Origin of the sequence: Sphaerisporangium sp. TRM90804 (genome assembly GCF_029846175.1) — a bacterium.
In the GTDB taxonomy this organism is placed as follows: Bacteria; Actinomycetota; Actinomycetes; order Streptosporangiales; family Streptosporangiaceae; genus Sphaerisporangium.
In genome coordinates this window covers 127,924-152,365 of record NZ_JARWAC010000030.1, presented here as the reverse complement: position 1 = coordinate 152,365, position 24,442 = coordinate 127,924, and the positions used below count along the sequence as shown (strand labels likewise).

Genomic DNA, 24,442 nt, shown 5'->3' with positions numbered 1-24,442 from the left:
GCCGCCCATCACCACCAGGCGGGCGGGTGCTCCCCCCGGCGGGGCGGCGGCGACGACCAGAATGGCCGTGCCCCGCCGATCGCGCCGGGAGCCGGGACGTACGCAAGGGTCCCGAACGAGCTGTCCATCCGCTCAAGCGGAACCGGCGCCTCCGGCCCGGCGTCGCGGCCCCGCGGGGAAGGGGTGATGCGGCCGAGGCCGTCGAGCCAGAGGGCGGTGCGGGCCAGGATCGTCTCGGCCTGCCACGCCCCCCCTTCGGCCCGCCGGCGCAGCAGACCGGCGACCGCGCCCAGCGCGGCCAGCCAGCCGGTGGCGTGGTCGAGCGCCTGGACGGGCAGCGGGACGGGCTTGCCGCCATCGCCACCATCGCCGCCCTCGTGCGCGATGCCACAGACCATCTGCACGAGGCTGTCGAAGCCGCGCCGCCCCGCCCACGGGCCCAGCGTGCCGTAGGCGGAGATGTCCACGCGGACGAGGCCCGGTCGCATGGACGCGAGCTGATCGGCGCCGAAGCCCAGCGCCGCCAGCGCGCCGGGCCGGTATGACTGGACGAGCACGTCCGCCCCCGCCACCAGCCGGCGCAGCGCGTCCGCGCCTTCCTGCGTACGAAGGTCCAGCTCGCAGTAGCGCTTGCCGAACGCCGTGCTGATCACCACCCCGGGCACCTCCGGCAGGTGGGCCGCCCCGACCTTGAGGACCTTCGCACCGTGAGCGGCGAGGACACGCGTCGCCACCGGCCCGGCCAGCACCCGGGTGAGATCAAGCACCCGTACCCCGTCCAACGGCCGCGTCCCGGTCACCGGCGCGTGCTCCGGTGGGCCGGGCGCGGCGTGTGCGGCGGGGCCGAGGCGCCTGAGCCCGATGAGGGGCAAGCGTGCGACGGCGCGGCTCTGCGGGTGGTCGTGCCACCGCTCGCGACTCCGCGTCGCGGCCGCGCATCCCCCGGCGTCGGTGACCGCCTGCTCGACGTCGACGGCCGTCCGGCCGGCGCAGGCGGCGGCGACCTGGGCTTCGCCGGAGTCCGGCGGGAGGTTCAGGGCACGCAGTGCGGCGTCGCGGTGGTGGTCGAAGTTGCAGTGCAGCCGTACCCACCCGTCGGATGTCGGGTAATCGCGGGACAGCGGCGCCCACAGGTCGAGGGCCTCGCCGTCGATCGTGAAGTACCGCTCGTCCTTGAAGGCGGCGACGGCCTCGCCGACGTCCACGGTCACCTCCGCGTGACCCTGTTCCCGCCGGTACAGGGAGACGGCCCCGGTCACCGCACCGACGACGGCGGCGGCCGCCGTTCCGATCCTGAACGCGGACGGCAGGGCCCTCTCATCCCCCGTCACGCGGACGGCGGGGAGATCAAGCCCGACCTCCCTGCCCAGCGCCCTGACGACCTCGTCAACCGTCTGAGGTCTCCCGTCGGGCCCCATGAGATCTCCCTCCACGCCGATTCCAGCCGGTCGGACCCGCGGACCTCACTTGTACACAGAACGCCGCTCGGCCCCCCGCTCCCGTGCCGCCGTCCACCAGTCTTCTCCCATGAGCCCTCCGGTGAAGCGCCTGCTGGCCGTGCTGTTCCTCACCCTCGCCACCGCCCCATCCCCCACCCTTACCGCGACCGCGGCCACCTCCCCCGACTCCAGGACGACCAGCAGCCCCCGCCCAGCGGCGAGCGCCCCCGATCAAGAAGGCGGATCCACCCCACCGGCCACAGGCCCGCCCGAAACCCAAGACCACCGACCCAGCACCCCCCAACCGGCCACAAGCCCACCCGGAGCCCAAGGTCACGGACGTGGCTCCCCCCGACCGGCAACGAGCCGGCACGACGGGCGGCGAGACGTGTCCGGTCCCGACCGACCGGCGGCGGGACCGCCCGGTGATCAGGAGGCCGGTGATCAGGAGGCCGGTGATCAGGAGGGTGGGGTCGCGAATCCATCGTGGGAGGGCGGCGAGACCGCTCCTGGCGTCGCCCGGTGGAGCTCGCCGCTTGCCGGCCCCTTGGTGGTCATGCGCCCGTTCGCCCCTCCCCCGCTGCCGTGGCTGGCGGGGCATCGCGGGGTTGATCTCGACGCGCGTCCCCGGCGGCCCGTGCATGCGGCCGGCGCGGGCGTCGTCGTCTACGCCGGCCCGTTCGCCGCCCGGGGCGTCGTCTCGATCGCGCACGCCGACGGTCTGCGAACGACGTACCTGCCGGTGCGCACGACGGTGCGGCGCGGCCAGACCGTGCGGCGCGGCGACATCATCGGCGTCGTCGAGAAGCCCCGCCATACCGACGCCGCCGCGCACTGCCCGGCGACCTGCCTCCACTGGGGCCTCATCGGCCCCGACGGCTACCTGGACCCCCTCCTGCTGCTGGCCCGAGGCCAGGTGCGCCTGCTCCCTCGTTGGCCGCCGACCTGACCGACAGAAGGCACCCCGAAGGACGGTGAGGCGATAGCACCCATGAGGAGACGACGCACGAAAAGCCGCAGGAAGGCCGCGGCACCCCCGCCCTGCGAGGAGGCGATGGATGGGGAACTGTACAGGGCCGGGGGACCCTCACCTGCGAGAACCCGACGCGGGGAGCGGTGTCAAGGCCACCGCACCCCCCACTCGCAAGAAGACGGCGCTTGGGAGGGGTGTCGAGGCCACGGCACCCCACCCGCGAGAACGCAACCTACCTATGGAGAGCCATGTCAAGGCCGTGGCACCCCACCCGCGAGAAGGCGACTCGTGAGGAGCGGTGTCGAGGCCGTCGTACCCCCCACTCGCGAGGAGGGGATGGGTGGGAAGCGTCAGGTGCTTCTTCGCAGGCGCCAGCCGTTGTCGGTGCGTTCGACGTAGCCTGCCGCGGCCAGGGCGCCCAGGTGGCTGAGGGCGGCCATGAGGTCGACGCCCGCCGCCACGGCGATGGTGGCGGGGCCCGCGCCCCGCTTGGCGGGGACGGCTTCCAGGACGCTGCGGGTGTCGGCGGCAAGGGCGTCGCGGGGCAGTACGGGGCCGCGCTGCTCGGGGGCGAGATCGTCGCCCATGGCTCCGACGAGCTCGATCACGTCGCGGGCCGACGTGACGCAGACGGCTTCGGCCCGCCGGATCAGCCGATGGCAGCCGGCGGAGTTCTCCGATGTCACCGGGCCCGGGACGGCGGCCAGGTGGCGGCGCAGCGCGACGGCGTGCGCCGCGGTGTTCAACGCTCCGCTCCGGATGGCCGCCTCGACGACCACGGTTCCCCGGGACAGCGCGGCGATCACCCGGTTGCGGATCAGGAACCGGGGCCGGGTGGGCCGTGCACCGGGCGGGCACTCGCTGACCAGCAGCCCGCGGCTGCGGACGGCCTCGAACAGCATCTGGTTGGCGGCGGGGTACGGGACGTCGGTGCCGCAGGCCAGCACGGCGATGGTCTCCGCATGACCGGCCAGCGTGCCCCGGTGCGCCGCCGCGTCGACGCCGTACGCGCCCCCGGAGATCACGCCCCACCCGGCTTCGCTCAGGCCCGCGCTCAGCTCGGCCGCCACGTGGACGCCGTACGCCGTCGCCGCCCGTGAACCGACGACGGCCACCGAGCGAAGGCAGGAGAACCGCAGATCGGCCCGGCCGTGCAGCCAGAGCGCCAGGGGACGCTCCGGCCCGAGATCGTCGAGCTGCGTCGGCCATTCGAGATCACCCGGCATGACGAGCCGGGCCCCCAGCCGCCGCCCTTCCGAGAGATCCCCCGCCGGGTCTACGGCCGGCAACCGCGCGCGCCAGGTGCCCATGCGCCGATCGAGATCGGCCACTCGCCCCTTTCCTGCCCTCCACCGCTCCACGAACCCGGCGTCGAGCCGTCCATGACGAACCTGATCGAGAACGGAGCGGGCCCCACACGCCGCGACCAGCTCGCCCATGACGCGATCCCCCGCATCGGCCACCCGCATCAACCCGACCCGCGCCAGCCGCTCCTCGTCCTCCTCCCGCCCAACACCGGACGGCTCGCCGACCGGGCCGTCAGGCCGCCTATCGGATACGTCAGCGAAGTGATCATCACCCGGATGTCGACCACCCATCGCCCCCACGGGCGGCTCCGCCGCCGAGCACTCCATGCCGACGGCATCGCCAGACCGCGGCGCACCCGGACGCCCATCACCGGAACAAACCACCGGCCGCCCCTGGGACGAATTCGTGGTGGTGGGGCGGACGTCACCCGGGAGCTGCTCGGCGCAGGGAACCACGGAGGCGTGAAGAGGCGCCTCCGCGGTGACATCAGGCGGTTGCGGGCCCCCCGAGGGGCGATCATCGGACGAGAAGGCCCGTGGCTCGGCGGGAGAATCCGGCGCCGGGACAGGGCGAGCGGGCATCCCATCCCGTTCAGCACAGGAAACCGCCGAGCGGTGGACAGGGTCGCGCGAGGAACGTTCACCGGACGGCAGGGCCGGTGGACCGGCGGGGGGATCTGGGACCGGGACAGGGCGAGCGGGCATCCCGTCCCGTTCGGCGGGGAGAACCGTCGCGGGGTGGAGGGGGGTGTGCGAGGGGCGGTCGTCGGGTGGGAGGGGCGGTGGGCTGGTGGGGGGATTTCGGGGGGCGGGGGTCATTCGGTTCCGGTCCATAGGGCTAGGGCGGCGGTGGTTTCGGGGACCTCGGGGGCGGGCTTGCCGGTCAGGTCGGCCAGGGTCCAGGAGAGTCGAAGAACGCGGTCGAGGCCTCGGGCGCTGAGCTCGCCGGTGTCGAGGCACCGGTAGAGGGGGGACATGGCCGCGGAGGCCGGCCTGAAGGCTCCGTGCAGGGCCGCCGAGGGGACCTCGGCGTTGCAGCGCCAGGGAGTTCCCCGCAGGCGGGCCAGGGTGCGTTCTCGGGCGAGGAGCACGCGCTCGGCCACGACCTCGCTCGGCTCGATGAACTGGCGATCGGCCAGCAGCTCGCGGCGGGTCGAGCGCGTGAGGCCGACCTTGACGTCGACGCGGTCGAGCAGGGGGCCGGAGAGGCGGGCGAGGTAGCGGCGCCGCTGGGTGGGGGTGCACCGGCACGGGCTCTCGGGCGTGGACGCCTGGGCGCACGGGCACGGGTTGGCCGCCAGCACCAGCATGAACCGGGCCGGGAACGTGACGGTGACCGCGGCCCGCGCCACGGTGACCTGGCCTGACTCCAGCGGCTGGCGCAGCGAGTCGAGCACTCGGGCGGGGAACTCGGGCGCCTCGTCGAGGAAGAGCACCCCCCGGTGAGCCAGGGAGACCGCACCCGGGCGGATGACGCTGCTGCCGCCGCCGACGATGGCCGCGACCGTCGCGGTGTGATGGGGGGCCATGAACGGCGGATGGGCGAGCATGGGGCGGTCGGGCGGCAGGGTGCCCGCGACGGAGTGGATGGCCGTGACCTCCAGCGCCTGGTCGCGATCGAGGCGCGGGAGCAGGGTCGGCAGCCGCTCGGCGAGCATGGTCTTGCCGGTGCCCGGCTGCCCCATCATCCAGAGGTTGTGCCCCCCGGCGGCGCAGACCTCCAGGGCACGGCGCGCCACGGCCTGCCCGGCGATGTCGGAGAGATCGGGCGCGGGGCACCCCGGCGGCCCGGCGGGCGGGGCGGGGGGCGGGCTGGTGTCGGCGAGCACGGGCATGCTCGCCTGCCCGCCGCCGCGCAGGGACTCGACCAGCTCCGCCAATGTGAGCACAGGAGTGACCGCGACGCCGGGCACGAGGGCGGCCTCCGCCGCGTTCGCCATCGGGACCACGACGGAACTCGCGCCCGCCTCGGCAGCGGCGACCACCGCGGGCAGGACGCCGCGCACCGGCCGGACCGTGCCGTCGAGCCCCAGCTCACCGAGGTAGATAGGGCTGGAGATCTCCTTACGCGGCACCAGGCCCGCCGCGCCGAGCAGGGCCACGGCGATGGCGAGATCGAAGAGGCTTCCCCGCTTGGGAAGGCTCGCGGGAAAGAGGCTGACGGTGACGCGGGCGTCGGGCCAGGCGTAGCGGCTGTTGACGATCGCGGAGCGGACGCGGTCGCGGGCCTCGCTGAGCGCCGTGTCGAGCATGCCGATCAGGCTGACCCCGGCGATGCCGTGCCCGACATCGGCCTCGACCTCCACGACGTGCCCGCTCACCCCCACCAGCGCCACCGAACGGGTGCGCGCCACCGGCATCTAGGACACCCCCCGGGCGTAGCGGAGGACGAACTCGCCCGCGAAGCGTTCGAGGGCTATGACGTCGATGCGGACCGAGGCGAACCACTCGGGCTGGGTCTTCAGCCAGCGGCTCGCCAGGGCTCGGAGGCGGGTGAACTTGGCGGGGGTCACCGCTTCGAAGGCGGTGCCGTGGGTGCGGCCTGAACGGGTCTTCACCTCGACGATCACCAGGACGGGGCCGTCGCGGGCCAGGATGTCTATCTCGCCCTCGGAGCAGCGCCAGTTGCGCTCCAGGATCTGCAACCCCTCGGCCAGCAGGAAGTCGACGGCGATCTCCTCGCCGTATCTGCCCAGCTCGTGTGCCGTGGCCATGGAACCACCTCCGGCCCACACCTTCGCTCACGAAGCGGGTGCGCCACGGGGCCGAACGACACTCTGGGGATAACTCCGGACCGCGCCTGACCCGCACCCGCCGTGGGCCGGCCCCGTCCCGGTACATCCATCCTGGTCGGTCCCGGTACGGCACCGTGCTGGCCGGTCCCGGTACGGCACCGTGACAGTACGACCATCCCGGTCGCTCCCGGCACGACCGTGCTAGTCGATCCCAGCACGGCACCGTGACAGTACGACCATCCCGGTCGCTCCCGGCACGACGGTGCTAGTCGGTCCCGGCGCGGCGCCGTGCCGGCCGGTCCCGGTACGGCACACCTGCGTGTCGGGCGCGGAACGGCCCGTGACAGTACGACCATCACGGTCGGGCCCGGTACGACCGTGCTGGTAGTCCTGGTACGGCACCGTGCGGTCGGGCCCGGGACGACCGTGCTGGTCAGGCCTGGTACGGCACGGTGCTGGCAGGACCAGTCGGGCCGGGGAATCGGCTTCGTGTCAGCGATGCCGTGCCCGTCCGCGGAAGTGACGTATGGGCACCGGGGTGTGGTGTCCGAATGCCGTGCGTGGCCGCGGGATACGGGTGGCCGGGGACCGCCGAGTCGCCGGGGCGTCCGGGGGGAATCCGGGGTGCGGGCAGATGCCGGGGCCCGGTTTGCGCGCCGGGCATCCGGGGCGTCGCCTGGCGGCGCTTCGGGGGCGTCGTCAGGTCAGCCGGAGAAGCCTTCCTTGGGCATTTCCAGGTCGGGCTTGGCCAGCTCTTCGACGTTGACGTCCTTGAAGGTGACGACGCGGACGTTCTTGACGAACCTCGCCGGGCGGTACATGTCCCACACCCAGGCGTCCTGCATCTTGACGTCGAAGAACACGTCGCCGTTCTCGGCGGTGCGCACGTCGAGGTCGACGGAGTTGGTCAGGTAGAAGCGCCGCTCGGTCTCCACGACGTAGGTGAACAGGCCGACCACATCGCGGTACTCCCGGTAGAGCTGCAACTCCATCTCGGTCTCGTATTTTTCGAGATCCTCCGCGCTCATCCCGGCCCTCCACTTCCCTTCCTCCCCCGGGTGCCGCCCGATCAGGCGACACCGGCCCCCACACCATTCTCGCCTATCGCGGCGCCCGCTTCCGACCGCATCACCGAGTTCACTGTCACAAAGGAGAACCGATGATGCGGGCTGGGGCCGTGGGCGGCGAGTGCCCTCCGGTGCCTCGCCGTGACGTACCCCTTGTGGTCGGCGAAGCCGTACTGGGGGTACCTCTCGTCCAGCGAGGTCATCATGCGGTCGCGGGTGACCTTGGCGACGATCGAGGCCGCGGCGACGCACGCCGAGACCTGGTCGCCCTTCCAGACCGCCAGCGACGGCGCGGGCAGGCCGGGGACGGGGAAGCCGTCGACCAGGACGTAGCCGAGATCGCATTCGAGGCCCGCGACGGCCCGGCGCATCCCGGCGACGTTGCACTTGTGCAGTCCGCGCGTGTCGATGTCCTGAGGTGGGATGACGACCACGTTCACCGCCGCCGCCGTGGCCAGGATGCGGTCGTGCAGGGTCTCCCGCCGGGCGGGGGTGAGCACCTTGGAGTCGGCGATGCCGTCGATCTCGGTGCGCAGGACCACCGCGGCCACCACGAGGGGCCCGGCGCAGGCGCCCCGGCCGGCCTCGTCGACGCCGGCGATCGGTGACAGGCCTCGGCGCGCGAGCGCTCGTTCGTAGCCGTAGAGCCCCGAGTCGCGCCGGACGATGCTGGGACGCGGGCGGTAGAGAACGGTCATGGGGTGAGCGCCGCGGCGACCCGCCGCCGGGAGAGACACCGCGGGGAAGGTCGGGCTTCGGGGCCGGTGTACGGCGGTGCGAGCGCGACCATGGCCACCAGCCTACGCCCCAATCGCGGGGAGGGGTACGTTATCGCACCTTTGAGAACGTCTCTGGGACGGGCAGCGTGGCCATGCGGGACAGCGGCCAGTAGAGCGCGAACGCCCTCCCCACGACGTCGTCGGTGGAGATCGTGCCGAGTGAGCCGTCGTCCCGGTAGGCGCGGGAGTCCTCGGAGGAGGCGCGGTGGTCGCCCATCAGCCACAGCCGCCCCTTCGGCACGGTGACGTCGAACCTCTCCTGCGAGGGGAAGTCCTGCGGATGGAGGTAGGACTCCTCGTCCAGCGGCACCCCGTTGACGGTGACGCGCTTCTGGGCGTCGCAGCACTTCACGCGGTCGCCGCCGACGCCGATGACACGCTTGATCGTGGTGGTGCCGTCCCAGCCCTTGAAGACCACGACCTCGCCGCGGCCGACGTCGCCGGAGAGCTTGTCCACCACCACCCTGTCGTTGATCAGCAGGGTCTGCTCCATGGACTCCGACGGGATGTACACGGAGTCGACCACGAAGAAGTGCACGAGCAGGGCTGCCACGACGCCCACGGAGACCAGCAGCACGGACTCCCGCCAGCCGGACTTCTTCGACGCGCCCGGCTCGCGCGGGCCACCGGGCGCGGCGGCGGTCTGCTCCGGCTCGCCCGGGGCCGCCTCACCCTGGCCGGGCGGGGTCGCGGTGACGTCGCTCCCGGCCTTGTCGCCGGATCCGGTGACGGTCATCGGGGACGGATGCTCGCCTTGAGCACCCGGCGGCGCACGGCCATCAGGGGAAACGCGGCCGCGAAGCCGAGCAGCAGCGGAGCCGCGCCGCCCACCGCGCCCGCGGCCCTCAGCGCGCTCTGCCCGAAGGTGTCGGGGATGGGCAGCGTCGACGCCCGTGAGAACGGCCAGACGATCACGAAGGCCCGCCCGACCACCATCTCGCGCGCGATCGTGCCGCCGCCGGGATCGCCCTGGTGGGAGCGTGAGTCGAGGGACACCGAGCGGTGGTCGCCCATCACCCAGAGGCGGTCCTTCGGGACCTTGATCTCGAAGAACTTCTGCGAGGGCTGGTCGTCGGGGTAGAGGTAGGCGGTCTCGTCGAGCGCCACGCCGTTGACGGTGACGCGGCCCTTGGGGTCGCAGCACTTCACGGTGTCGCCCGGCACGCCGATCACCCGTTTGATGTAGTCCTTCTCGCCGGGGACCACGCCGAAGGCGGTGCCGACCCAGCGGAAGAAGGCGGCGACCGGGTTGGTGGGCTCGGGCACCTCGACCTCGCTGGCCCAGGAGTCGACGCCGGAGAAGACCACGATGTCGCCACGCTCGATGTCACGGGTGTGGTAGACGAGCTTGTTGACCAGCACCCTGTCGTTGACGAGCAGGGTGTCCTCCATCGACTCGGAGGGGATGTAGAACGCCTGAACCACGAAGCTCTTGATGATGAGCGCCAGGACGAGGGCGACCACCACCAGAACAGGTAGCTCGCGCCAGAAGGATCCCTTTTTCTCCTTGCCGTCCTTGGCTGTTGGCTTCGTGTCTTCCGCGACCACGTCTACCTCGTCCTCGACGGGGCGGCGCGGACCGCCGGCCCCCTGGCCATCGCTAGTCATCGCTGTCGAGCCTAGATGATGCCCGCTCCACGGCGGGTCGCCGACTCGTCATCGCATCGAATAAACGGTCGCCGAAGTAGCCCTCCCGGCGGTATTCGGCCAGGCCGGAGCCGCTTTGCGGATCAGCAAAATGGCCCGCATCCCTTTCGGGTGCGGGCCGGGCGCGAGCGCCTACTTGCCGGTGGGAAGCGCGTCGCGCTTCTCGCGGATGCGGGCGGCCTTGCCGCGCAGGTCGCGCATGTAGTAGAGCTTGGCGCGGCGGACGTCGCCGCGGGTCACGAGCTCGATCTTCTCGATGACCGGGCTGTGCACCGGGAAGGTGCGCTCGACGCCGACGCCGTAGCTCACCTTGCGCACGGTGAAGGTCTCGCGGATGCCACCGCCCTGGCGGCGGAGCACGAAGCCCTTGAAGACCTGGATACGGGACCGGTTGCCTTCGACGACGCGGACGTGGACCTCAAGGGTGTCACCCGGGCGGAAGCTCGGGATGTCACTGCGGAGCGAGGTCTTCTCAAGCTCCTGGATCAGCGTGTGCATGACAGCGGTTCCTCATTCGAAGCGAGCGCCCGGAGGTCCGCCCGGCCGCGCCTGAGGCACGGCGACGAGGAAGACACGAGCGCTGGGCTGAATACGTCTCGGAGGCCGGGCCTACCACCCGGGCCAGCCGCGCCGACCATGAAACGTAGTCGGCGGCAGCGACTCAGTTTGCCATATCTTCCGGCCGGAAGCGAAACGAAGCGTCCTGGAGGACCTCGCGGTCGCGCTTGTCAAGGGCCTCCCGGTCGAGTCGCGCGGCGAGTTCTGGCCGGTTGGCGGCCGTACGGCGCAGCGCCTCGTCGCGGCGCCAGCGCGCGATCGCCCCGTGGTTGCCCGAGAGCAGGATCGGCGGCACCTCGTGCCCGCGCCACACCGGGGGCTTGGTGAACACGGGCCCTTCGAGCAGCCCCGCCATGGACCCGGGGGCGAAGGAGTCGTCGGCGACGGACTCGGCGTTGCCGAGCACGCCGGGCAGCAGGCGGGCCACGGCCTCGACGATCACCAGCACCGCCGCCTCTCCCCCGGCCAGCACGTAGTCGCCGATGCCGACCTCGTCGACCCGCAGGCGGGAGCCGTACTCGGCCATGACCCGCGAGTCGATGCCCTCGTAGCGAGCGGGGGCGAACAGCAGCCAGGGCTCCTTGGCGTACTCGATGGCCACCTGCTGGGTGAACGGCCGCCCGCTGGGCGTGGGGACGACCAGCCGGGGCGGGATCTCCGCGCCCACGACGACGGCGTCGATGGCCTCGCCCCACGGCTCGGGTTTCATCACCATGCCGGGACCGCCGCCGTAGGGGGTGTCGTCCACGGTGCGGTGCACGTCGTGGGTCCACTCGCGCAGCTGGTGCACCCGGATGTCGAGCAGCCCGCGCTGCCGCGCCTTGCCAAGCAGCGAGACGTCGAGCGGGGCGAAGTACTCGGGGAAGATCGAGATGATGTCGACGCGCATGCTCACCGCCCTCCCGGGTTCGCGGCCGTGGCGTGCGGCCGGACCCGTGCCGTGGCCTCCGACAGGTCCGTCAGGTTCGTCAGGTCCATCGGGTCCATCAGAGCGTCTCGTCCGGGTCGAGCAGGCCCGGCGGGGGGTCGACGACCAGGCGCTTGGCGTCGAGGTCGACCTCCGGCACCAGGGCCTTCACGAACGGCACCAGCACCTCGCCGGTGGGGCGCCGGACGACCAGCAGGTCCTGGCCGTGGTGCAGGATCTCCACCACCTCGCCGACGGCCTCGCCGCCGACGGTGACCACCGACAGGCCGATGAGCTGGTGGTCGTGGAACTCGTCGGGGTCGTCGGGCGGCGGGATGTCGGCGGAGTCGACGACGAGCAGGGTGCCGCGCAGCTCCTCGGCCTGCTCCCGGCCCGCCACGCCGGCGAAGCGCAGCAGCAGCGCGCTCTTGTGCCAGCGCAGGCTCTCGACGACGAGGGGACCCGTGGCCGGCGGGTCGGTCGCGAGCGACGCCCCGAGGGTGAAACGCGACTCGGGGGCGTCGGTGCGCACCTCGACCGTCACCTCGCCCCGGATGCCGTGCGGGCGGCCGATCCGGCCGACGACAAGCTGCACCTCGCCGTTCCTCCAAGAGTCCGGGGCTCCCGTGGAGCCCGTGAGTTCGATTCGTGCGCCGCCCAGGCGCCGGCCGCGTGGCGGCCGGCCCCGGACGTGGGTCCGCGCCCGCCGGGGCGCGGCGCCTGAGCGCCGGACGTCCCGGGGCCGAGGCGGGGGAAAACCGCGACAGGGGACCGCCCGGCTCGCGGGGGTCCCCTGTGAAGAGGCTTGCGCCTCGCGGTCTTACCGGGCCTCGTTCAGGTCGAGCAGGTCGACCCGCACGTACTTGCCGTCGGCCAGGGCGTTGACGACGGTGCGCAACGCCTTGGCCGTACGGCCGCCACGGCCGATGACCTTGCCGAGGTCTTCGGGATGGACCCGGACCTCCAGGACGCGCCCGGTGCGGATGCGCCGGGGGCGGACCAGAACCTCGTCGGGGTGTTCGACGATGCCCTTGACCAGATGCTCGAGGGCTTCCTCAAGCACCTCAGGCCTCGCCTTCCGGCTTCTCCTCCGCGGCCGGCTCGGCCGGGGTCGCGGCGGTGTCGTCGGTCTTGGCGGGCCTTCTGGCCTTGCGCGGCGTGGTGGCGCCGCCACCGGTGTCGCTGGAGAGCGTCTCCTTGGCGGCGGCCTCGTAGGCGGCGTGGCGGTCGGGCTTGGGCTCGGCCACCAGCATCGCCGGCGGGGCGGGCTCGCCCTTGAACTTTTGCCAGTCGCCGGTCAGCTTGAACAGCTTGAGCACCGGCTCGGTCGGCTGCGCGCCGACACCCAGCCAGTACTGCGCCCGCTCGGAGTTCACCTGGATGAACGACGGGTTCTCCTTGGGGTGGTAAAGACCGATCTCCTCGATCGCACGGCCGTCACGCTTGGTGCGGCTGTCCGCCACCACGATGCGGTACTGCGGGTTGCGGATCATGCCGAGCCGCTTGAGCTTGATCTTGACTGCCACGGGTGTGGTCTCTCCTGGGCTTTCGAAGCTTGGGTGGGCGGGTGTCTCGCCGAGTGGGGCACGACGAAATGACCGCCCCGGGGACAGGCGTAACGCGCGGGGGTTAGAGGGCGCCCGCGGTCACGATGTACCAACATGACATTCTGCCAGATGATCCGGCCTCAGGCCGAATCGACGCGCACGCGCGGCCGCCGACGCGCCCCGGGAGGCGCGCCGCCGCCGCGGCACGAGGTGCCGGGGCGGCGATGCGAGGCGTGCCGCCCCTGGTGAGGCTACTTCTGGCCGGGCAGGCGCAGCTTGGAGGGGTCGAAGCCGGGGGGCAGCTCCAGACCGGGCGGGAGCTTGCCGCCGCCGAGGCCGGCGAGCCCGCCCAGGCCGGGCGGCAGCGCGGGCGCCTCGTCGGAACCGGCCGCGGGGGCGGCCTTGCCGAGCGCGGCCTTGCGCGGGTCGCCGCTGACCCTGCGGCCCTTCTTGGCCTTCTTCTGGGCGGCCTTGCCGCCCTTGCGCCCGCCGGGCATGCCCGGCAGCCCCATGCCTCCGGCCATCTGGCGCATCATCTTCTGCGCGTCGAAGAAGCGGACGACGAGGTTGTTGACCTCGGTGACGGTGACGCCGGAGCCGCGGGCGATGCGGGCGCGCCGCGAGCCGTTGATCATCTTGGGCTCGGCGCGCTCGGCCGGGGTCATCGAGCGGATGATGGCGGCGACGCGGTCGAGATCGCGCTCGTCGACCTGGTTGAGCTGATCGCGCATCTGCCCCATGCCGGGCATCATGCCCAGGAGGTTCTTCAGCGGGCCCATCTTGCGGACCATCATCATCTGCTCGAGGAAGTCGTCGAGCGTGAAGCCGTCGCCCGAGACGAGCTTGCCCGCCATCTTGGCGGCCTCGCCCTCGTCGAACGTGCGCTGCGCCTGCTCGATCAGGGTGAGGATGTCACCCATGTCGAGGATGCGGGACGCCATGCGGTCGGGGTGGAACGCGTCGAAGTCCTCGAGCTTCTCGCCGGTGGACGCGAACATGATCGGGCGGCCGGTGATGTGCCGCACCGACAGGGCCGCGCCGCCTCGGGCGTCGCCGTCGAGCTTGGTGAGCACGACGCCGTCGAAGCCCACGCCGTCCATGAACGCCTGGGCGGTGGTGACGGCGTCCTGGCCGATCATCGCGTCGACCACGAACAGGACCTCGTCGGGGCTGACGGCGTCGCGGATGTCCGCGGCCTGCTTCATCAGCTCCTGGTCGATGCCGAGGCGGCCGGCGGTGTCGATGATGACGATGTCGTGCTGGCGGCGCTTGGCGTGGTCGATCGACCCGCGGGCCACCGCGACGGGGTCGCCGACGCCGTTGCCGGGCTCGGGGGCGTGCACCGCGACCTGCGCGCGCTCGCCGACCACCTGGAGCTGCTGCACGGCGTTGGGCCGCTGGAGGTCGGCGGCGACCAGGAGCGGGGCGTGGCCCTGCTCGCGCAGCCAGCGGGCCAGCTTGCCGGCCAGCGTGGTCTTGCCGGCGCCCTGGAGGCCCGCGAGCATGATGACCGTGGGCGGGGTCTTGGCGAACCGCAGCCGCCGGGTCTCGCCGCCCAGGATCTGCACCAGCTCGTCGTTGACGATCTTGACGACCTGCTGGGCGGGGTTGAGTGCCTGGGAGACCTCCGATCCGCGGGCGCGCTCCCTGACATGGGACACGAAGTCCTTGACGACGGGCAGCGCCACGTCGGCCTCGAGAAGGGCGATGCGGATCTCTCGGCAGGTCGCGTCGATGTCCGCGTCGGAGAGCCTCCCCTTGGACCTGAGGGAGGAGAAGACCGATGTCAGCCGGTCGGAAAGCGTCTCGAACACGTGATTGGCCAGCCTCTGCGCTACGGGTCGTCCGGGGTCTTGCGTGTGCGACTCGACCTCCCAGCCTATCCGCTCCGCGCGCCGCCCACGCGCTTCGAGCGACGGCCCGGCCGATCCGTGCCGCGGGTCTACCGGCCCGGCACGGACACCCGCATCGTCAGCGCGTGCTCCACCAGGGAGATCAGCGTGCCCTTCACCAGGTCACGCTTGCGGGCGTCGGTGCGGACGATCGGGATGTGCGGGGAGATGCTGAGGGCCTCGCGCACCTCCTCCTCGCCGTAGGCGTGCTCGCCCTCCCACCCGTTCAGCCCGATGACGAACGGCAGCTTGGCCTCTTCGAAGTAGTCGATGGCGGGGAAGCAGTCGGCCAGCCGCCGGGTGTCGACCAGCACGACGGCTCCGATGGCGCCGCGCACCAGGTCGTCCCACATGAACCAGAACCTGTGCTGGCCGGGCGTGCCGAACAGGTAGAGGATCAGATCCTGGTCCAGCGACACCCGGCCGAAGTCCATGGCGACCGTCGTCGTCGTCTTTCGCGGTGTCAGACCGAGGTCGTCGATGCCGGCGCTGGCGTCGGTCATGACCGCCTCGGTGGTCAGCGGCACGATCTCCGAGACCGCTCCCACGAACGTCGTCTTCCCGACGCCGAAACCCCCCGCCACGACGATCTTCGTCGACGTGAGCGGGCCACTAGAGCCTGCGAAGTCCACTGAGAACCCTTTCGAGCAAGTTCGAATCCGGCTTACCCGCTTCGAGCTGCGGCTGGTGGAGCTGCACGTACCCCTCGGCCGCCATATCGGATATCAGCACGCGCGCCACTCCCAGCGGAACGTGAAGGAGCGCGGAGATCTCGGCGACGGAGCGCACCTGACGGCAGAGAGTGTTAATCGCCTGATATTCCGGAATCAGCCCGGATACATCTTGATAAGGCGGAATGGTGGAATGCACCAACGTCTCCATGGCCAAGTGCGTCCGCGGCGCCGAGCGGCCGCCGGTGACGGTGAACGGCCGCACCGGCGAGGCGGGCTCCTGTTGGTAGGGCCGTAAGCCGTCCTCCCAGCCCGAGCCGGGGCCGCCCATGGAGGTCACCGCGGCGACGACGCCTGAAGCTCGGCGCGCACGGCCGGGGTCAGCACCTGACCGGCACGCTCGACCATCAGCGTCATCTGGTAGGCCACCAGACCCATGTCGCAGTCGGGCGCGGCCAGCACCGCCAGACACGAACCATCACTGATCGACATGATCAGCAACAGCCCGCGCTGCATCTCCACGACCGTCTGCGTGACGGCGCCGCCCTCGAACACCCGCGAGGCCCCCTGCGTCAGGCTGATCAACCCCGCGGCCACCGCCGCGAGCTGATCGGCCCGGTCCTTGGGGAAACCGTCCGAGTAGGCCAGCGGCAGCCCGTCGGAGGACACCACCACCGTGTGGGCCACGCCGGGCACTCCCCGGACGAAGTCGGTGATGAGCCAGTTGATCCCTCGGGCCGCCTGGCTAAGCTCCCTCACTTGTCCTCCTTGTCACCATGCACGCGCCGCGGGTCGGGGTTGAACGCCACGTCGTCCTCACTGAGCTCGCCGCGCGCGACCGCGCGGCCCTGCCGGATGCCCTGCTGGAAGCTCGACAGCCGGCTGCGCGCCCGGTCGGGCGAGAGCGGGGGCATCGAAGGGACCGGGCTCTGCGCGGCCTGGGAGGCGCCCGCCGATCCGGGCACCAGGTTGGCCTTGGGGACGCGTTTGGGCAGGCCGGCCTGGGTGGTTCCGTCACGCACCGGTTCCTTGACGACCGCCGCGGCCTGCCAGCCGGCGTCCGCGGCGCCCTCCTGCCAGCCGGGTTGCGCCGCCTGCTCGGCCTCCTGCTGGGGGTCGGCGCGCCGGAACCATGCCGACTCGACGGACGCGAAGATCGGCAAATACTCCTCCTCCTGTTCCATGGGAGAGGTGCGCACGGCGGGCAGCGGGCCGGTGGCCGCGTCGCCCTCGGGCGACTCGTACCGCCGGGGCCGCAGCCGCACCGGCAGGTCGTTGCCGGCGCCCGGCCCCACGGGGCCGGACGACGGGCCGCCGAACCTGTGCGGACCGGTCGGCGGGCCCGCGGGCCCGCCGGGGTCGCGAGGGCCGGTGGGCGGGCCGCCGAAGTTGCCCGTGGACGGGCCGCCCGGGCCGGTCGGAGGGCCGCCGTAACCGCCGCCCCCGCCGGGCGGGCCGCCGTAACCGCCGGGAGGACCGCCGTAACCGCCGGGAGGGCCGCCGTAACCGCCAGGACCGGTCGCGGACCCGCCGAAACCTCCCGAGCCCGTAGCCGGACCGCCGAAGGCATCGGTCCCCATCGTGGGGCCGTCGAAGCCGCCGTGGCGACCGCCGCCGGTCGCCGGGCCGCCGTACCCTCCCGGGCCCGTGGCGGGACCGCCGAAACCGCCGCCGGGCGGGCCGCCGAAGCCGCCTCCGGTCGTCGGGCCCATCGGGCCCATGCCGTTCGGCCCCGCGCCGTTGGAGCCGAAGACGCCCGCCTGGCCCGCCGCCGCGAACGCGCCCTGCGCCGCGGGCCGTCCCGACGTCGCCGCCCAGGCGGGGGTGGCCGATCCTTCGAAGGAGGGCTGCCCGGCCGGAGCGGCGCCCGCCCCGGGGTGGGCGGGCATGCCCATGAGCGCCTCGGGCAGCAGCACCATCGCGGTCAGCCCGCCGCCGTCGTGCCGCCGGAGCTGCACGCGGATGCCGTTGCGCAGCGCGAGGCGGCCGACCACGAACAGGCCCATGCGCCGCGAGACCGCGACGTCTACGACCGGCGGGTTGGCCAGGCGCCAGTTGGTCTGGGCGAGCTCCTCGTCGGTCATGCCGATGCCGGCGTCGGTGATGGAGATCATCACCCCGCCGCCGTCGATGCGGTTGGCCGACATCGTGACGCGGGTCTCCCGCGGCGAGAAGGAGATGGCGTTCTCGACCAGCTCGGCCAGCAGGTGGATGACGTCGTTCACCGCCTGGCCCGCGATGGAGACGCCGGCGGGGACGTGCATCGCCACCCGCTCGTAGTTCTCCACCTCCGACAGCGACGCCCGGGTGACGTCCAGCAGCGGCACCGGCTGGCTCCACCGCCGCGCGGGCTCCTGCCCGGCGAGGACCAGCAGGTTCTCACTGTTGCGGCGCATGCGGGTGGCCAGGTGGTCCAGGCGGAACAGGTCGCCGAGCCGGTTGTCGTCCTGCTCGCCCTGCTCCAGGCCGTCGATGAGCGTGATCTGCCGCTCGACGAGCGTCTGCGTCCTGCGCGAGAGGTTGACGAACATGGCGCTGACGTTGCTGCGCAGCTGTGCCTCGTCGCTCGCCAGGCGGATCGCCTCGCGGTGGACCTCGTCGAAGGCCCGGGCGACCTCGCCCACCTCGTCGGTCGAGGTCACGCCGATGGGCCGCACCTCGGGCGGTCCCGCGGCACTCTCGGACTCGCGCAGTTTCTGCACCAGCTCGGGCAGGCGGCGACCGGCGATCTCCAGGGCCTCGCGGCGCAGGCGGCGCAGCGGGGTGACCAGGGACCGCGCCATGACGGTGGTGATGACCAGCACCAGGATGAGCAGCAGGGCCACGACGCCGATGTTGACGGCGGCCTGCCGCTGCTCGTCGCGGGCCAGCTCGGCGGCCCGGTCGACGACGCTGCGCCCGATCTCCCGCTGGACGACCTGCATGCGGTCGAGCCCGTCGCCGGCGGCCTCGAACCAGTAGTCGACGTCGCTGCCGGCCCCTCCGCTGAGGTTGGCGAGCTCGGCGCGCTCCCTGGTCAGGACCAGCACGCGCTCGACGAGCCCGGCCGCGCGGTCGATCAGCGGGCCGGTGACGGTGTCGGAGTAGCGCTGGCGCTCGGCGGGCCCGGCGCGGAACTGGAACACGCCGAGCTCGCTGGCCTGCTGGGCGCGGGCCGTGTTGAACGCGACCAGCTCGGCGTCGCCGAACTGGCGGGAGGTGAGCGCGACCGTCATGAGGCCGCGCTGACGCGACGCCTGCTCGGCCGCCCTGGCGAGGGAGGCCAGCGCCGCGGCGCGGGCGTTGAGCGTCTCGTCCGACCCGCCGCGGGCCGCCTCGTCGGAGAGGATCATGATGTCGTCGATGACGAGGTTGTACTTCTGGAACGACGGCAGCGGCGGGAGCTGTGAGTCGCCGACGGTCTGGCGCAGCCCGCGCAGGGCGGCGAGCCGGTCGAGCACGCGCACCAGCGCCTGGCGGCCGATGTCGCCGAGCGCCGGTTCGACCGTCTCCCTGCGGTCGGCGACGATCTGGGCGGCGGCGTCGACGGCGTTCTGCTGGTCGGTGATGAGGAGCCGGGCCTGGGTGCCGCGGCGGCCGTTGGCGACGTAACGGGCCGCGAGGTCACGCTCCAGGTCGAGCTCGTGGACCAGGTCGGCGAGGTTGATGCCGAACTCCGCCACCGTACGCACGCGTTCGTAGTCCGCGGCGCTCTGGATGGAGGTCGCCACCCGCAGCCCGCCGAGCAGGACGGCGACCAGCGTGGGAACCAGGATGAGCGCGATGAGGCGGGTGCGCACGCGCCAGTTGCGCAGGGCCGTGGACTTCTTCCTCGGTCCGCCCGGGGGAGGCGCCTGCGCGTCCGGCTCGGCGGAAGGTGGGGCTGCGTCCGGCATGGCGCGGCGACCGCTCTCGACTGTTGCTGTCCTCACTGGTCGCAACCTCTCGCGGCTGTTCTGCGTGGGGGGAAGGCGATGTGCTGGTGTGACACATGGGAAGTCAGGGGAGCAATTGGAGCACAAGCCTAGGAGATCGACCAACCACTATCGCTATTTGGAGCGGTCCAGTTCATTATTCGGGTAAACGAACCAGTTCATGGGCCGGGGCTGATGTTCGTCGCCATGGGACCACGCGGAGACTGGCGAAACCCGAAATCGATATTTACAGTGCGTCAATACACACCAAGTCACACCGTTTAACATACCGCACAAACAGGACATATCACGAGTTTTCCTACCATAGACGACTTCGTCATGTATTCGCCGATCTTCCTCCGCTAGGCTTCATGACCGCCTGTCAACTCGTCCCATCAGTCACGGTAGTCACACCTTCCCCCCTGCTACCCAATAAGGACACCTTCCAATGAGACGACTTAGGGGTCGTACCCTCATCGTCGGCACGGCGGCCGTTCTGGCGCTGGCGCTCGCGGCGTGCGGCGGCTCGAACACCGACTCGGCCTCCCCCACCGGCCAGGCGAACGCCGGAGGCCTGGAGAAGACCACGATCACGATCGGTGCCCTCCCCATCCCGGACTCCGCCGGCATCCACATCGCCAAGGCCAAGGGATACTTCGCGCAGGAAGGTCTGGACGTCAAGATCCAGCCGCTGCAGAGCAGCGCCCTCGCCGTCCCCGGCCTGCTGGGCGGCAGCCTGGACATGATCCTCGGCAACTACTTCGCCATCTTGAACGTCCAGGCCAAGAAGGGCGGCGAGTTCCGCTTCCTCGCCGACGCCTTCGAGGCCAAGCCCGACATCTTCCTCCTGGTCGTGCCCAAGGACTCCCCCATCAAGGAGGTCAAGCAGCTCAAGGGCGCCACCATCGCGGTCCCCGCCGTCAACAGCATCGGCGAGCTGGCCACCGGCTACGTGCTGCGCACGGCCGGACTCGACAGGCAGAAGGACGTGACGTTCAAGCCCATGGCCTTCCCCGACATGCCCGCCAACCTGGCCTCGGGCAACGTCGACGCGGCCTGGATCACCGAGCCGTTCGCGACCGCCGTGCAGAAGGCCAACGGCGCCAGGAAGATCGCCGACACCATGACCGGCGCGATGGCCGACTTCCCCATCGCCGGCTGGACCGTCACCAAGAAGTGGGCCGAAGCCAACCCCAAGACCGCCGCCGCGTTCCAGCGCGCGTACATCAAGGGCCAGCAGATCGCCGCCTCCGACCGCAAGGAGGTGGAGAAGGCCCTGCTGTCCTACACCGAGATCAGCGCGGCCGACGCCTCGGTCATCGGCATGGGCGCGTTCCCGACCACCCTCAACGGGACGCGGATCCAGCGCGTCGCCGACCTCATGCAGGAGTTCGGGTACCTGCAGGAGTCGCTGGACGTCACCCCGCTGCTGGTCCCGCTGCCTCAATGAGTGTTCGCCGAGCAGCCCGCGGCGCCGCCGGCGCCGCGGGTCTCATGATCATGGCAGAGCTCGCCGGGAGAACGGGGCTGATCGACCCCGCCCTGCTCCCCCGCATGTCGACGATCCTGGCGGAGGCGGTCCAGCTCCCCTGGGACCCGGAGTTCACCGCCGACCTGCTCGTGACGCTGCGGGTGTGGGCGATGGGCCTGCTCATCGCCGTCCTGCTCGCCGTCCCGCTCGGCCTGATGCTCGGCAACCTTCCCCGGGCGGAGCTGTCGGCCCGCCCCCTGGTGGAGTTCCTCCGCCCGATCCCCTCGATCGCACTGCTTCCCCTCGTCACCCTGTTGGTCCCCTCCGGCGAGGCCGCGAAGATCATCGCGGTCGTCTACGCGGCGTCCTGGCCGCTGCTCATCAACACCATGTACGGCCTGCGCGACGTCGACCCCCTGGCCAAGGAGACGCTGCGCAGCTTCGGCTTCGGCACGCTCGCCATCCTCGGCCGGGTGTCGCTGCCGAGCGCGGCGCCTTTCGTCATGACGGGGATCCGCCTGGCGTCCTCGGTCGCCTTCATCGTCACGGTCAGCGCCGAGCTGCTGGCCGGCGGCGAGGGCGGGCTCGGCGTCTTCATGATCCGCGCGGGCTCGGGCCTGCGCACCGACCTGATCCTGGCCGCGGTGCTGTGGACCGGAGTCCTCGGCCTGGTGGCCAACCTCCTGCTGGTCAACCTGCAGCGCAGGGCCTTCCGGTGGCACGCGGTGCGGGCGGTGGGCGAGCTGTGAGCGCCACGACCGCCCCCGTCAGGCCACGGCGCGAGACCCCCTCGCGGCCCGCGCCGCGCCTGCGCGCGTCCCTGTGGTCGGTGCTGGCCCGGGTGTGGCTCGTTCCACCCGCCATCGCCGCCTGGGAGCTGGCCACCCGCAACGCCGAGTCGGTCTACTTCCCGCCGCCGTCCCAGATCGCGGCGCGCATGTACGAGCTGTGGCTGACCGGGCCCGCGTCCAGCCTGTTCCTGACCGAGCAGGCGCTGGACACCTTCCCGCCGAGCCTGGGGCGGCTGTTCGGCGGGTGGCTGCTGGCCTGCGTCGCCGGCATCGCGCTCGGGGTGGCGGTCGGACGCTCCCGCAGGCTCGCCGACTACGTCGACCCGGTGATCGAGTTCGGCCGGGCCGTGCCGCCGACCGCGCTGATCCCGCTGTTCATCGTGCTTCTGGACCTGGGCAACAAGATGCAGGTGGCCACCATCGCCTACGGCGTGGTCTGGCCCATCCTGATCAACAGCATCGACGGCGCGCGTTACGTCGACCGGATCCACACCGACACCGCGCAGGTGTTCAGGCTGAGCAGGACGCAGCGGCTGTTGCGCATCGTGCTGCCCTCGTCCGCGCCGAAGATCTTCGCCGGGCTGCGCCTCAGCCTCTCGCTCGCCGTCGTCCTGATGGTGGTGTCGGAGCTGGTCGGCAGCAGCGCCGGCATCGGCTACCAGATCATGTACAACCAGCAGACGTTCGACATGTCCGCGATGTGGGGCGCCATCGTCGTCCTCAGCATCCTGGGCTACGTGCTGAACACGTCGTTCCTCGTCGCCGAGAGACACCTGCTTTCTTGGCACCGGGGCGCCCGGCAGACATCCTGAGGCGTCGGCCGAACTGAGGAGAACAGAGGAACACCGTGCTCGATGTCGTCAACCTGCACCACACCTACGGCACCGGCCCGAAGGCCCACCGGGCCCTCGGCGGCATCGACCTGAAGGTCGCCGAAGGGGAGCTGGTGTGCGTCGTGGGCCCCTCCGGCTGCGGCAAGTCCACCCTGCTGCGTTCGATCGCCGGGCTCATCAGGCCCACCGAGGGCCACATCCACGTCGGGGACGTGGCGGTGGCCGACACGCCGGGCGATCTGGCCGTCGTCTTCCAGGACTACAGCCGCTCGCTGTTCCCGTGGATGTCCGTCGTGGACAACGTGGCCCTGCCGCTGCGCCGCCGCGGCATGGACCGCGCGGCGCGGCGGCGAGCGGCGGCGGAGGCGCTGGAGGAGGTCGGCCTGACCGGCGCCGCGGCCAAGTACCCGTGGGAGCTGTCCGGCGGGATGCAGCAGCGGGTGGCCATCGCCCGCGCGCTGGCCTACCGCCCCGCCCTGCTGCTCATGGACGAGCCCTTCGGCTCGGTCGACGCCCAGACCCGTGAGGACCTGGAGGACCTGGTCCTCAAGGTGCGCGAGCACCACCGCATGACCGTCCTGCTGATCACGCACGACATCGACGAGAGCGTCTACGTCGGCGACCGGGTCGTCGTGCTCACCGGGGCGCCGGCCAGGGTCGCGGCCGAGCTTCCGGTCGGGCTGCCCTTCCCCCGCGACCAGATCGCGACGCGGGAGCTGCCGGCCTTCGTCCACCTGCGCGCCGAGGTCGGGCGCCTGGTGCGCGCCAAGGGCCACCCGTCCGACGGCGAGTCCGCCGCCTGACCCGCCTCACTTCCCGGCCCGCGCACGGACCCCGGTTCGTGCGCGGTGCCGCGGTATGCCGATGAATCTGATGACTGGAGGACACATGACCGACCCCGCGAGCGTCATCTGGGACGTGCTCCGCGGCTCCTGGCGGACGGCTGCGATGCGGAGCATGGTGGAGCTGGACTGCGCCGAGCACCTGGCGGACGGCCCGCTCAGCGTCGCCGAGCTGGCCGCTCGGTGCGACGCGCACGCCCCCTCGCTGAGCAGGCTGATGCGCACGCTGGCGTCCGTCGGGCTGGTGGAGACGGTGGGCGAGGACTCCTACGCGCTCACCGAGGCCGGTGCGATGCTGCGCGCCGACGCTCCGCTGTCCCTGCGCAGCGGCGTGCTGTTCAACACCGACCCGCTGCTGGCCCCCGCGCTGGCCCAGCTGACGAAGACGGTGCGGACCGGGCGCTCGGCCTGGGTGGAGGACAACGGCCACCTGTACGACTACATGCCGCACCACCCCGAGCTGGCCCAGCTCTTCAACAACTACATGACCAACCGGGCCGTGCCGATGGCCGAGGGGGTGGCGAGCCGGTACGACTTCGGCTCGATGCGCGAGGTGGTGGACGTGGGCGGCGGTCGCGGCCACATCCTCGCGGCCGTGCTGCGCGCCAACCCGGAGCTGCGCGGCGTGCTGCTGGAGCTGCCGCACGTGCTGGCCGACGCGCGGGAGGCCTTCGCCTCGTGGGGGCTGAGCGACCGCTGCGAGTTCGTGGAGGGCGACTTCTTCGCCTCGGTGCCCGAGGGCGCCGACGCCTACCTGCTGGGCAGCGTCGTGCACAACTGGGACGAGGCCAGCGCGCTGACCATCCTCAGCGTGGTGCGGGCCGCCGTGCCGCGGGAGGGCCGGGTGCTGCTGGTGGAGATGGTGCTGCCCGACGACGACCGGCCGCACTTCGGCAAGGACCTCGACATGCGCATGCTCAGCCTGTTCGGGCAGGGGCGGGAGCGCAGCAGGTCGGAGTACACGGTGCTGCTGGAGAAGGCCGGGCTGACGGTGACGGGCGTGACCCCGCTGCCCTTCAACGCCAGCCTGGTCGAGGCACGACCGGCCTGACCGGTCTCCCGGCGCGTCGCCGCGCCGGCGGCGGTTCCC

Annotated in this window: 24 protein-coding genes; 6 read left to right on the top strand and 18 right to left on the bottom strand. The window is 71.9% G+C overall.

Annotated features, from left to right (window positions below; genetic code table 11):
• Positions 1-8: 8 nt before the first annotated feature.
• Complete coding sequence (locus PYR91_RS32170) at positions 9-1,418, bottom strand: CoA transferase (protein ID WP_279785987.1); 1,410 nt, start codon at positions 1,416-1,418, stop codon at positions 9-11.
• A gap of 577 nt (positions 1,419-1,995) precedes the next feature.
• On the opposite strand from PYR91_RS32170, the gene PYR91_RS32165 reads away from it, so the two are divergent.
• Positions 1,996-2,388: a M23 family metallopeptidase gene (locus PYR91_RS32165; protein ID WP_279785985.1), complete on the top strand. Its 393-nt coding sequence runs from the start codon at positions 1,996-1,998 to the stop codon at positions 2,386-2,388.
• A 374-nt stretch (positions 2,389-2,762) separates the two neighbouring features.
• Here the strand turns inward: PYR91_RS32165 and dprA are convergent, their stop codons facing one another.
• The 17 genes from dprA to PYR91_RS32080 all read right to left on the bottom strand — a co-directional run bounded on the left by dprA (position 2,763) and on the right by PYR91_RS32080 (position 19,433).
• A complete protein-coding gene (gene dprA, locus PYR91_RS32160; RefSeq protein WP_347943821.1) occupies positions 2,763-3,743 on the bottom strand; it encodes a DNA-processing protein DprA in 981 nt (326 codons plus the stop codon).
• 791 nt (positions 3,744-4,534) lie between these two features.
• On the bottom strand, positions 4,535-6,079 hold the full coding sequence (locus tag PYR91_RS32155) for a YifB family Mg chelatase-like AAA ATPase (RefSeq protein WP_279785982.1): 1,545 nt from the start codon (positions 6,077-6,079) through the stop codon (positions 4,535-4,537).
• Complete coding sequence (locus PYR91_RS32150) at positions 6,080-6,433, bottom strand: YraN family protein (protein WP_279785980.1); 354 nt, start codon at positions 6,431-6,433, stop codon at positions 6,080-6,082.
• A gap of 725 nt (positions 6,434-7,158) precedes the next feature.
• Complete coding sequence (locus PYR91_RS32145) at positions 7,159-7,482, bottom strand: DUF2469 domain-containing protein (protein ID WP_067184127.1); 324 nt, start codon at positions 7,480-7,482, stop codon at positions 7,159-7,161.
• 41 nt (positions 7,483-7,523) lie between these two features.
• The gene (locus PYR91_RS32140; RefSeq protein ID WP_279785973.1) at positions 7,524-8,219 is read right to left on the bottom strand and encodes a ribonuclease HII; all 696 of its coding nucleotides are present in this window, start codon (positions 8,217-8,219) and stop codon (positions 7,524-7,526) included.
• Between the two features lie 130 nt (positions 8,220-8,349).
• Entirely contained in the window at positions 8,350-9,036 is a 687-nt protein-coding gene (gene lepB / locus PYR91_RS32135) for a signal peptidase I (RefSeq protein ID WP_279785971.1), read from the bottom strand.
• On the bottom strand, positions 9,033-9,908 hold the full coding sequence (lepB, locus tag PYR91_RS32130; protein ID WP_279785969.1) for a signal peptidase I: 876 nt from the start codon (positions 9,906-9,908) through the stop codon (positions 9,033-9,035). Before lepB (PYR91_RS32130) ends, lepB (PYR91_RS32135) begins: the two co-directional genes overlap by 4 nt.
• A 171-nt stretch (positions 9,909-10,079) precedes the next feature.
• Positions 10,080-10,445, bottom strand: a complete 366-nt coding sequence (gene rplS / locus PYR91_RS32125) for a 50S ribosomal protein L19 (RefSeq protein WP_279785967.1) — start codon at positions 10,443-10,445, stop codon at positions 10,080-10,082.
• Between the two features lie 163 nt (positions 10,446-10,608).
• The gene (gene trmD / locus PYR91_RS32120; RefSeq protein ID WP_279785965.1) at positions 10,609-11,394 is read right to left on the bottom strand and encodes a tRNA (guanosine(37)-N1)-methyltransferase TrmD; all 786 of its coding nucleotides are present in this window, start codon (positions 11,392-11,394) and stop codon (positions 10,609-10,611) included.
• Positions 11,395-11,491: 97 nt separating this feature from the next.
• Complete coding sequence (rimM, locus tag PYR91_RS32115; RefSeq protein WP_279785962.1) at positions 11,492-12,007, bottom strand: ribosome maturation factor RimM; 516 nt, start codon at positions 12,005-12,007, stop codon at positions 11,492-11,494.
• A 225-nt stretch (positions 12,008-12,232) separates the two neighbouring features.
• Positions 12,233-12,475: an RNA-binding protein gene (locus PYR91_RS32110; RefSeq protein ID WP_279785961.1), complete on the bottom strand. Its 243-nt coding sequence runs from the start codon at positions 12,473-12,475 to the stop codon at positions 12,233-12,235.
• A 1-nt stretch (position 12,476) separates the two neighbouring features.
• Positions 12,477-12,938: a 30S ribosomal protein S16 gene (rpsP, locus tag PYR91_RS32105; RefSeq protein WP_279785959.1), complete on the bottom strand. Its 462-nt coding sequence runs from the start codon at positions 12,936-12,938 to the stop codon at positions 12,477-12,479.
• Between the two features lie 272 nt (positions 12,939-13,210).
• Complete coding sequence (ffh, locus tag PYR91_RS32100) at positions 13,211-14,773, bottom strand: signal recognition particle protein (RefSeq protein WP_279785957.1); 1,563 nt, start codon at positions 14,771-14,773, stop codon at positions 13,211-13,213.
• A gap of 128 nt (positions 14,774-14,901) precedes the next feature.
• Positions 14,902-15,483 (bottom strand): ATP/GTP-binding protein, encoded by a 582-nt coding sequence (locus tag PYR91_RS32095; protein WP_279785955.1) that lies wholly within the window; start codon positions 15,481-15,483, stop codon positions 14,902-14,904.
• Complete coding sequence (locus PYR91_RS32090; RefSeq protein WP_279786066.1) at positions 15,464-15,853, bottom strand: DUF742 domain-containing protein; 390 nt, start codon at positions 15,851-15,853, stop codon at positions 15,464-15,466. The genes PYR91_RS32095 and PYR91_RS32090 overlap by 20 nt, the downstream gene beginning before the upstream one ends.
• A 5-nt stretch (positions 15,854-15,858) precedes the next feature.
• Positions 15,859-16,281, bottom strand: a complete 423-nt coding sequence (locus tag PYR91_RS32085) for a roadblock/LC7 domain-containing protein (protein WP_279785953.1) — start codon at positions 16,279-16,281, stop codon at positions 15,859-15,861.
• Complete coding sequence (locus PYR91_RS32080) at positions 16,278-19,433, bottom strand: nitrate- and nitrite sensing domain-containing protein (RefSeq protein ID WP_279785951.1); 3,156 nt, start codon at positions 19,431-19,433, stop codon at positions 16,278-16,280. The genes PYR91_RS32085 and PYR91_RS32080 overlap by 4 nt, the downstream gene beginning before the upstream one ends.
• 430 nt (positions 19,434-19,863) lie before the next feature.
• Here PYR91_RS32080 and PYR91_RS32075 point away from each other — a divergent pair, with 430 nt between their 5' ends.
• The 5 genes from PYR91_RS32075 (at position 19,864) to PYR91_RS32055 (ending at position 24,403) form a co-directional block, all read left to right on the top strand.
• Positions 19,864-20,865 (top strand): ABC transporter substrate-binding protein, encoded by a 1,002-nt coding sequence (locus PYR91_RS32075; protein WP_279785949.1) that lies wholly within the window; start codon positions 19,864-19,866, stop codon positions 20,863-20,865.
• Complete coding sequence (locus PYR91_RS32070; RefSeq protein WP_279785947.1) at positions 20,862-21,635, top strand: ABC transporter permease subunit; 774 nt, start codon at positions 20,862-20,864, stop codon at positions 21,633-21,635. Before PYR91_RS32075 ends, PYR91_RS32070 begins: the two co-directional genes overlap by 4 nt.
• Positions 21,632-22,489 carry an ABC transporter permease gene (locus PYR91_RS32065; protein WP_279785945.1) on the top strand — a complete coding sequence of 286 codons (858 nt, stop codon included), beginning with the start codon at positions 21,632-21,634 and terminating at the stop codon, positions 22,487-22,489. Before PYR91_RS32070 ends, PYR91_RS32065 begins: the two co-directional genes overlap by 4 nt.
• Positions 22,490-22,524: 35 nt before the next feature.
• Positions 22,525-23,313: an ABC transporter ATP-binding protein gene (locus PYR91_RS32060; protein ID WP_279785943.1), complete on the top strand. Its 789-nt coding sequence runs from the start codon at positions 22,525-22,527 to the stop codon at positions 23,311-23,313.
• Between the two features lie 85 nt (positions 23,314-23,398).
• A complete protein-coding gene (locus PYR91_RS32055; protein WP_279785941.1) occupies positions 23,399-24,403 on the top strand; it encodes a methyltransferase in 1,005 nt (334 codons plus the stop codon).
• Positions 24,404-24,442 lie beyond the last annotated feature (39 nt).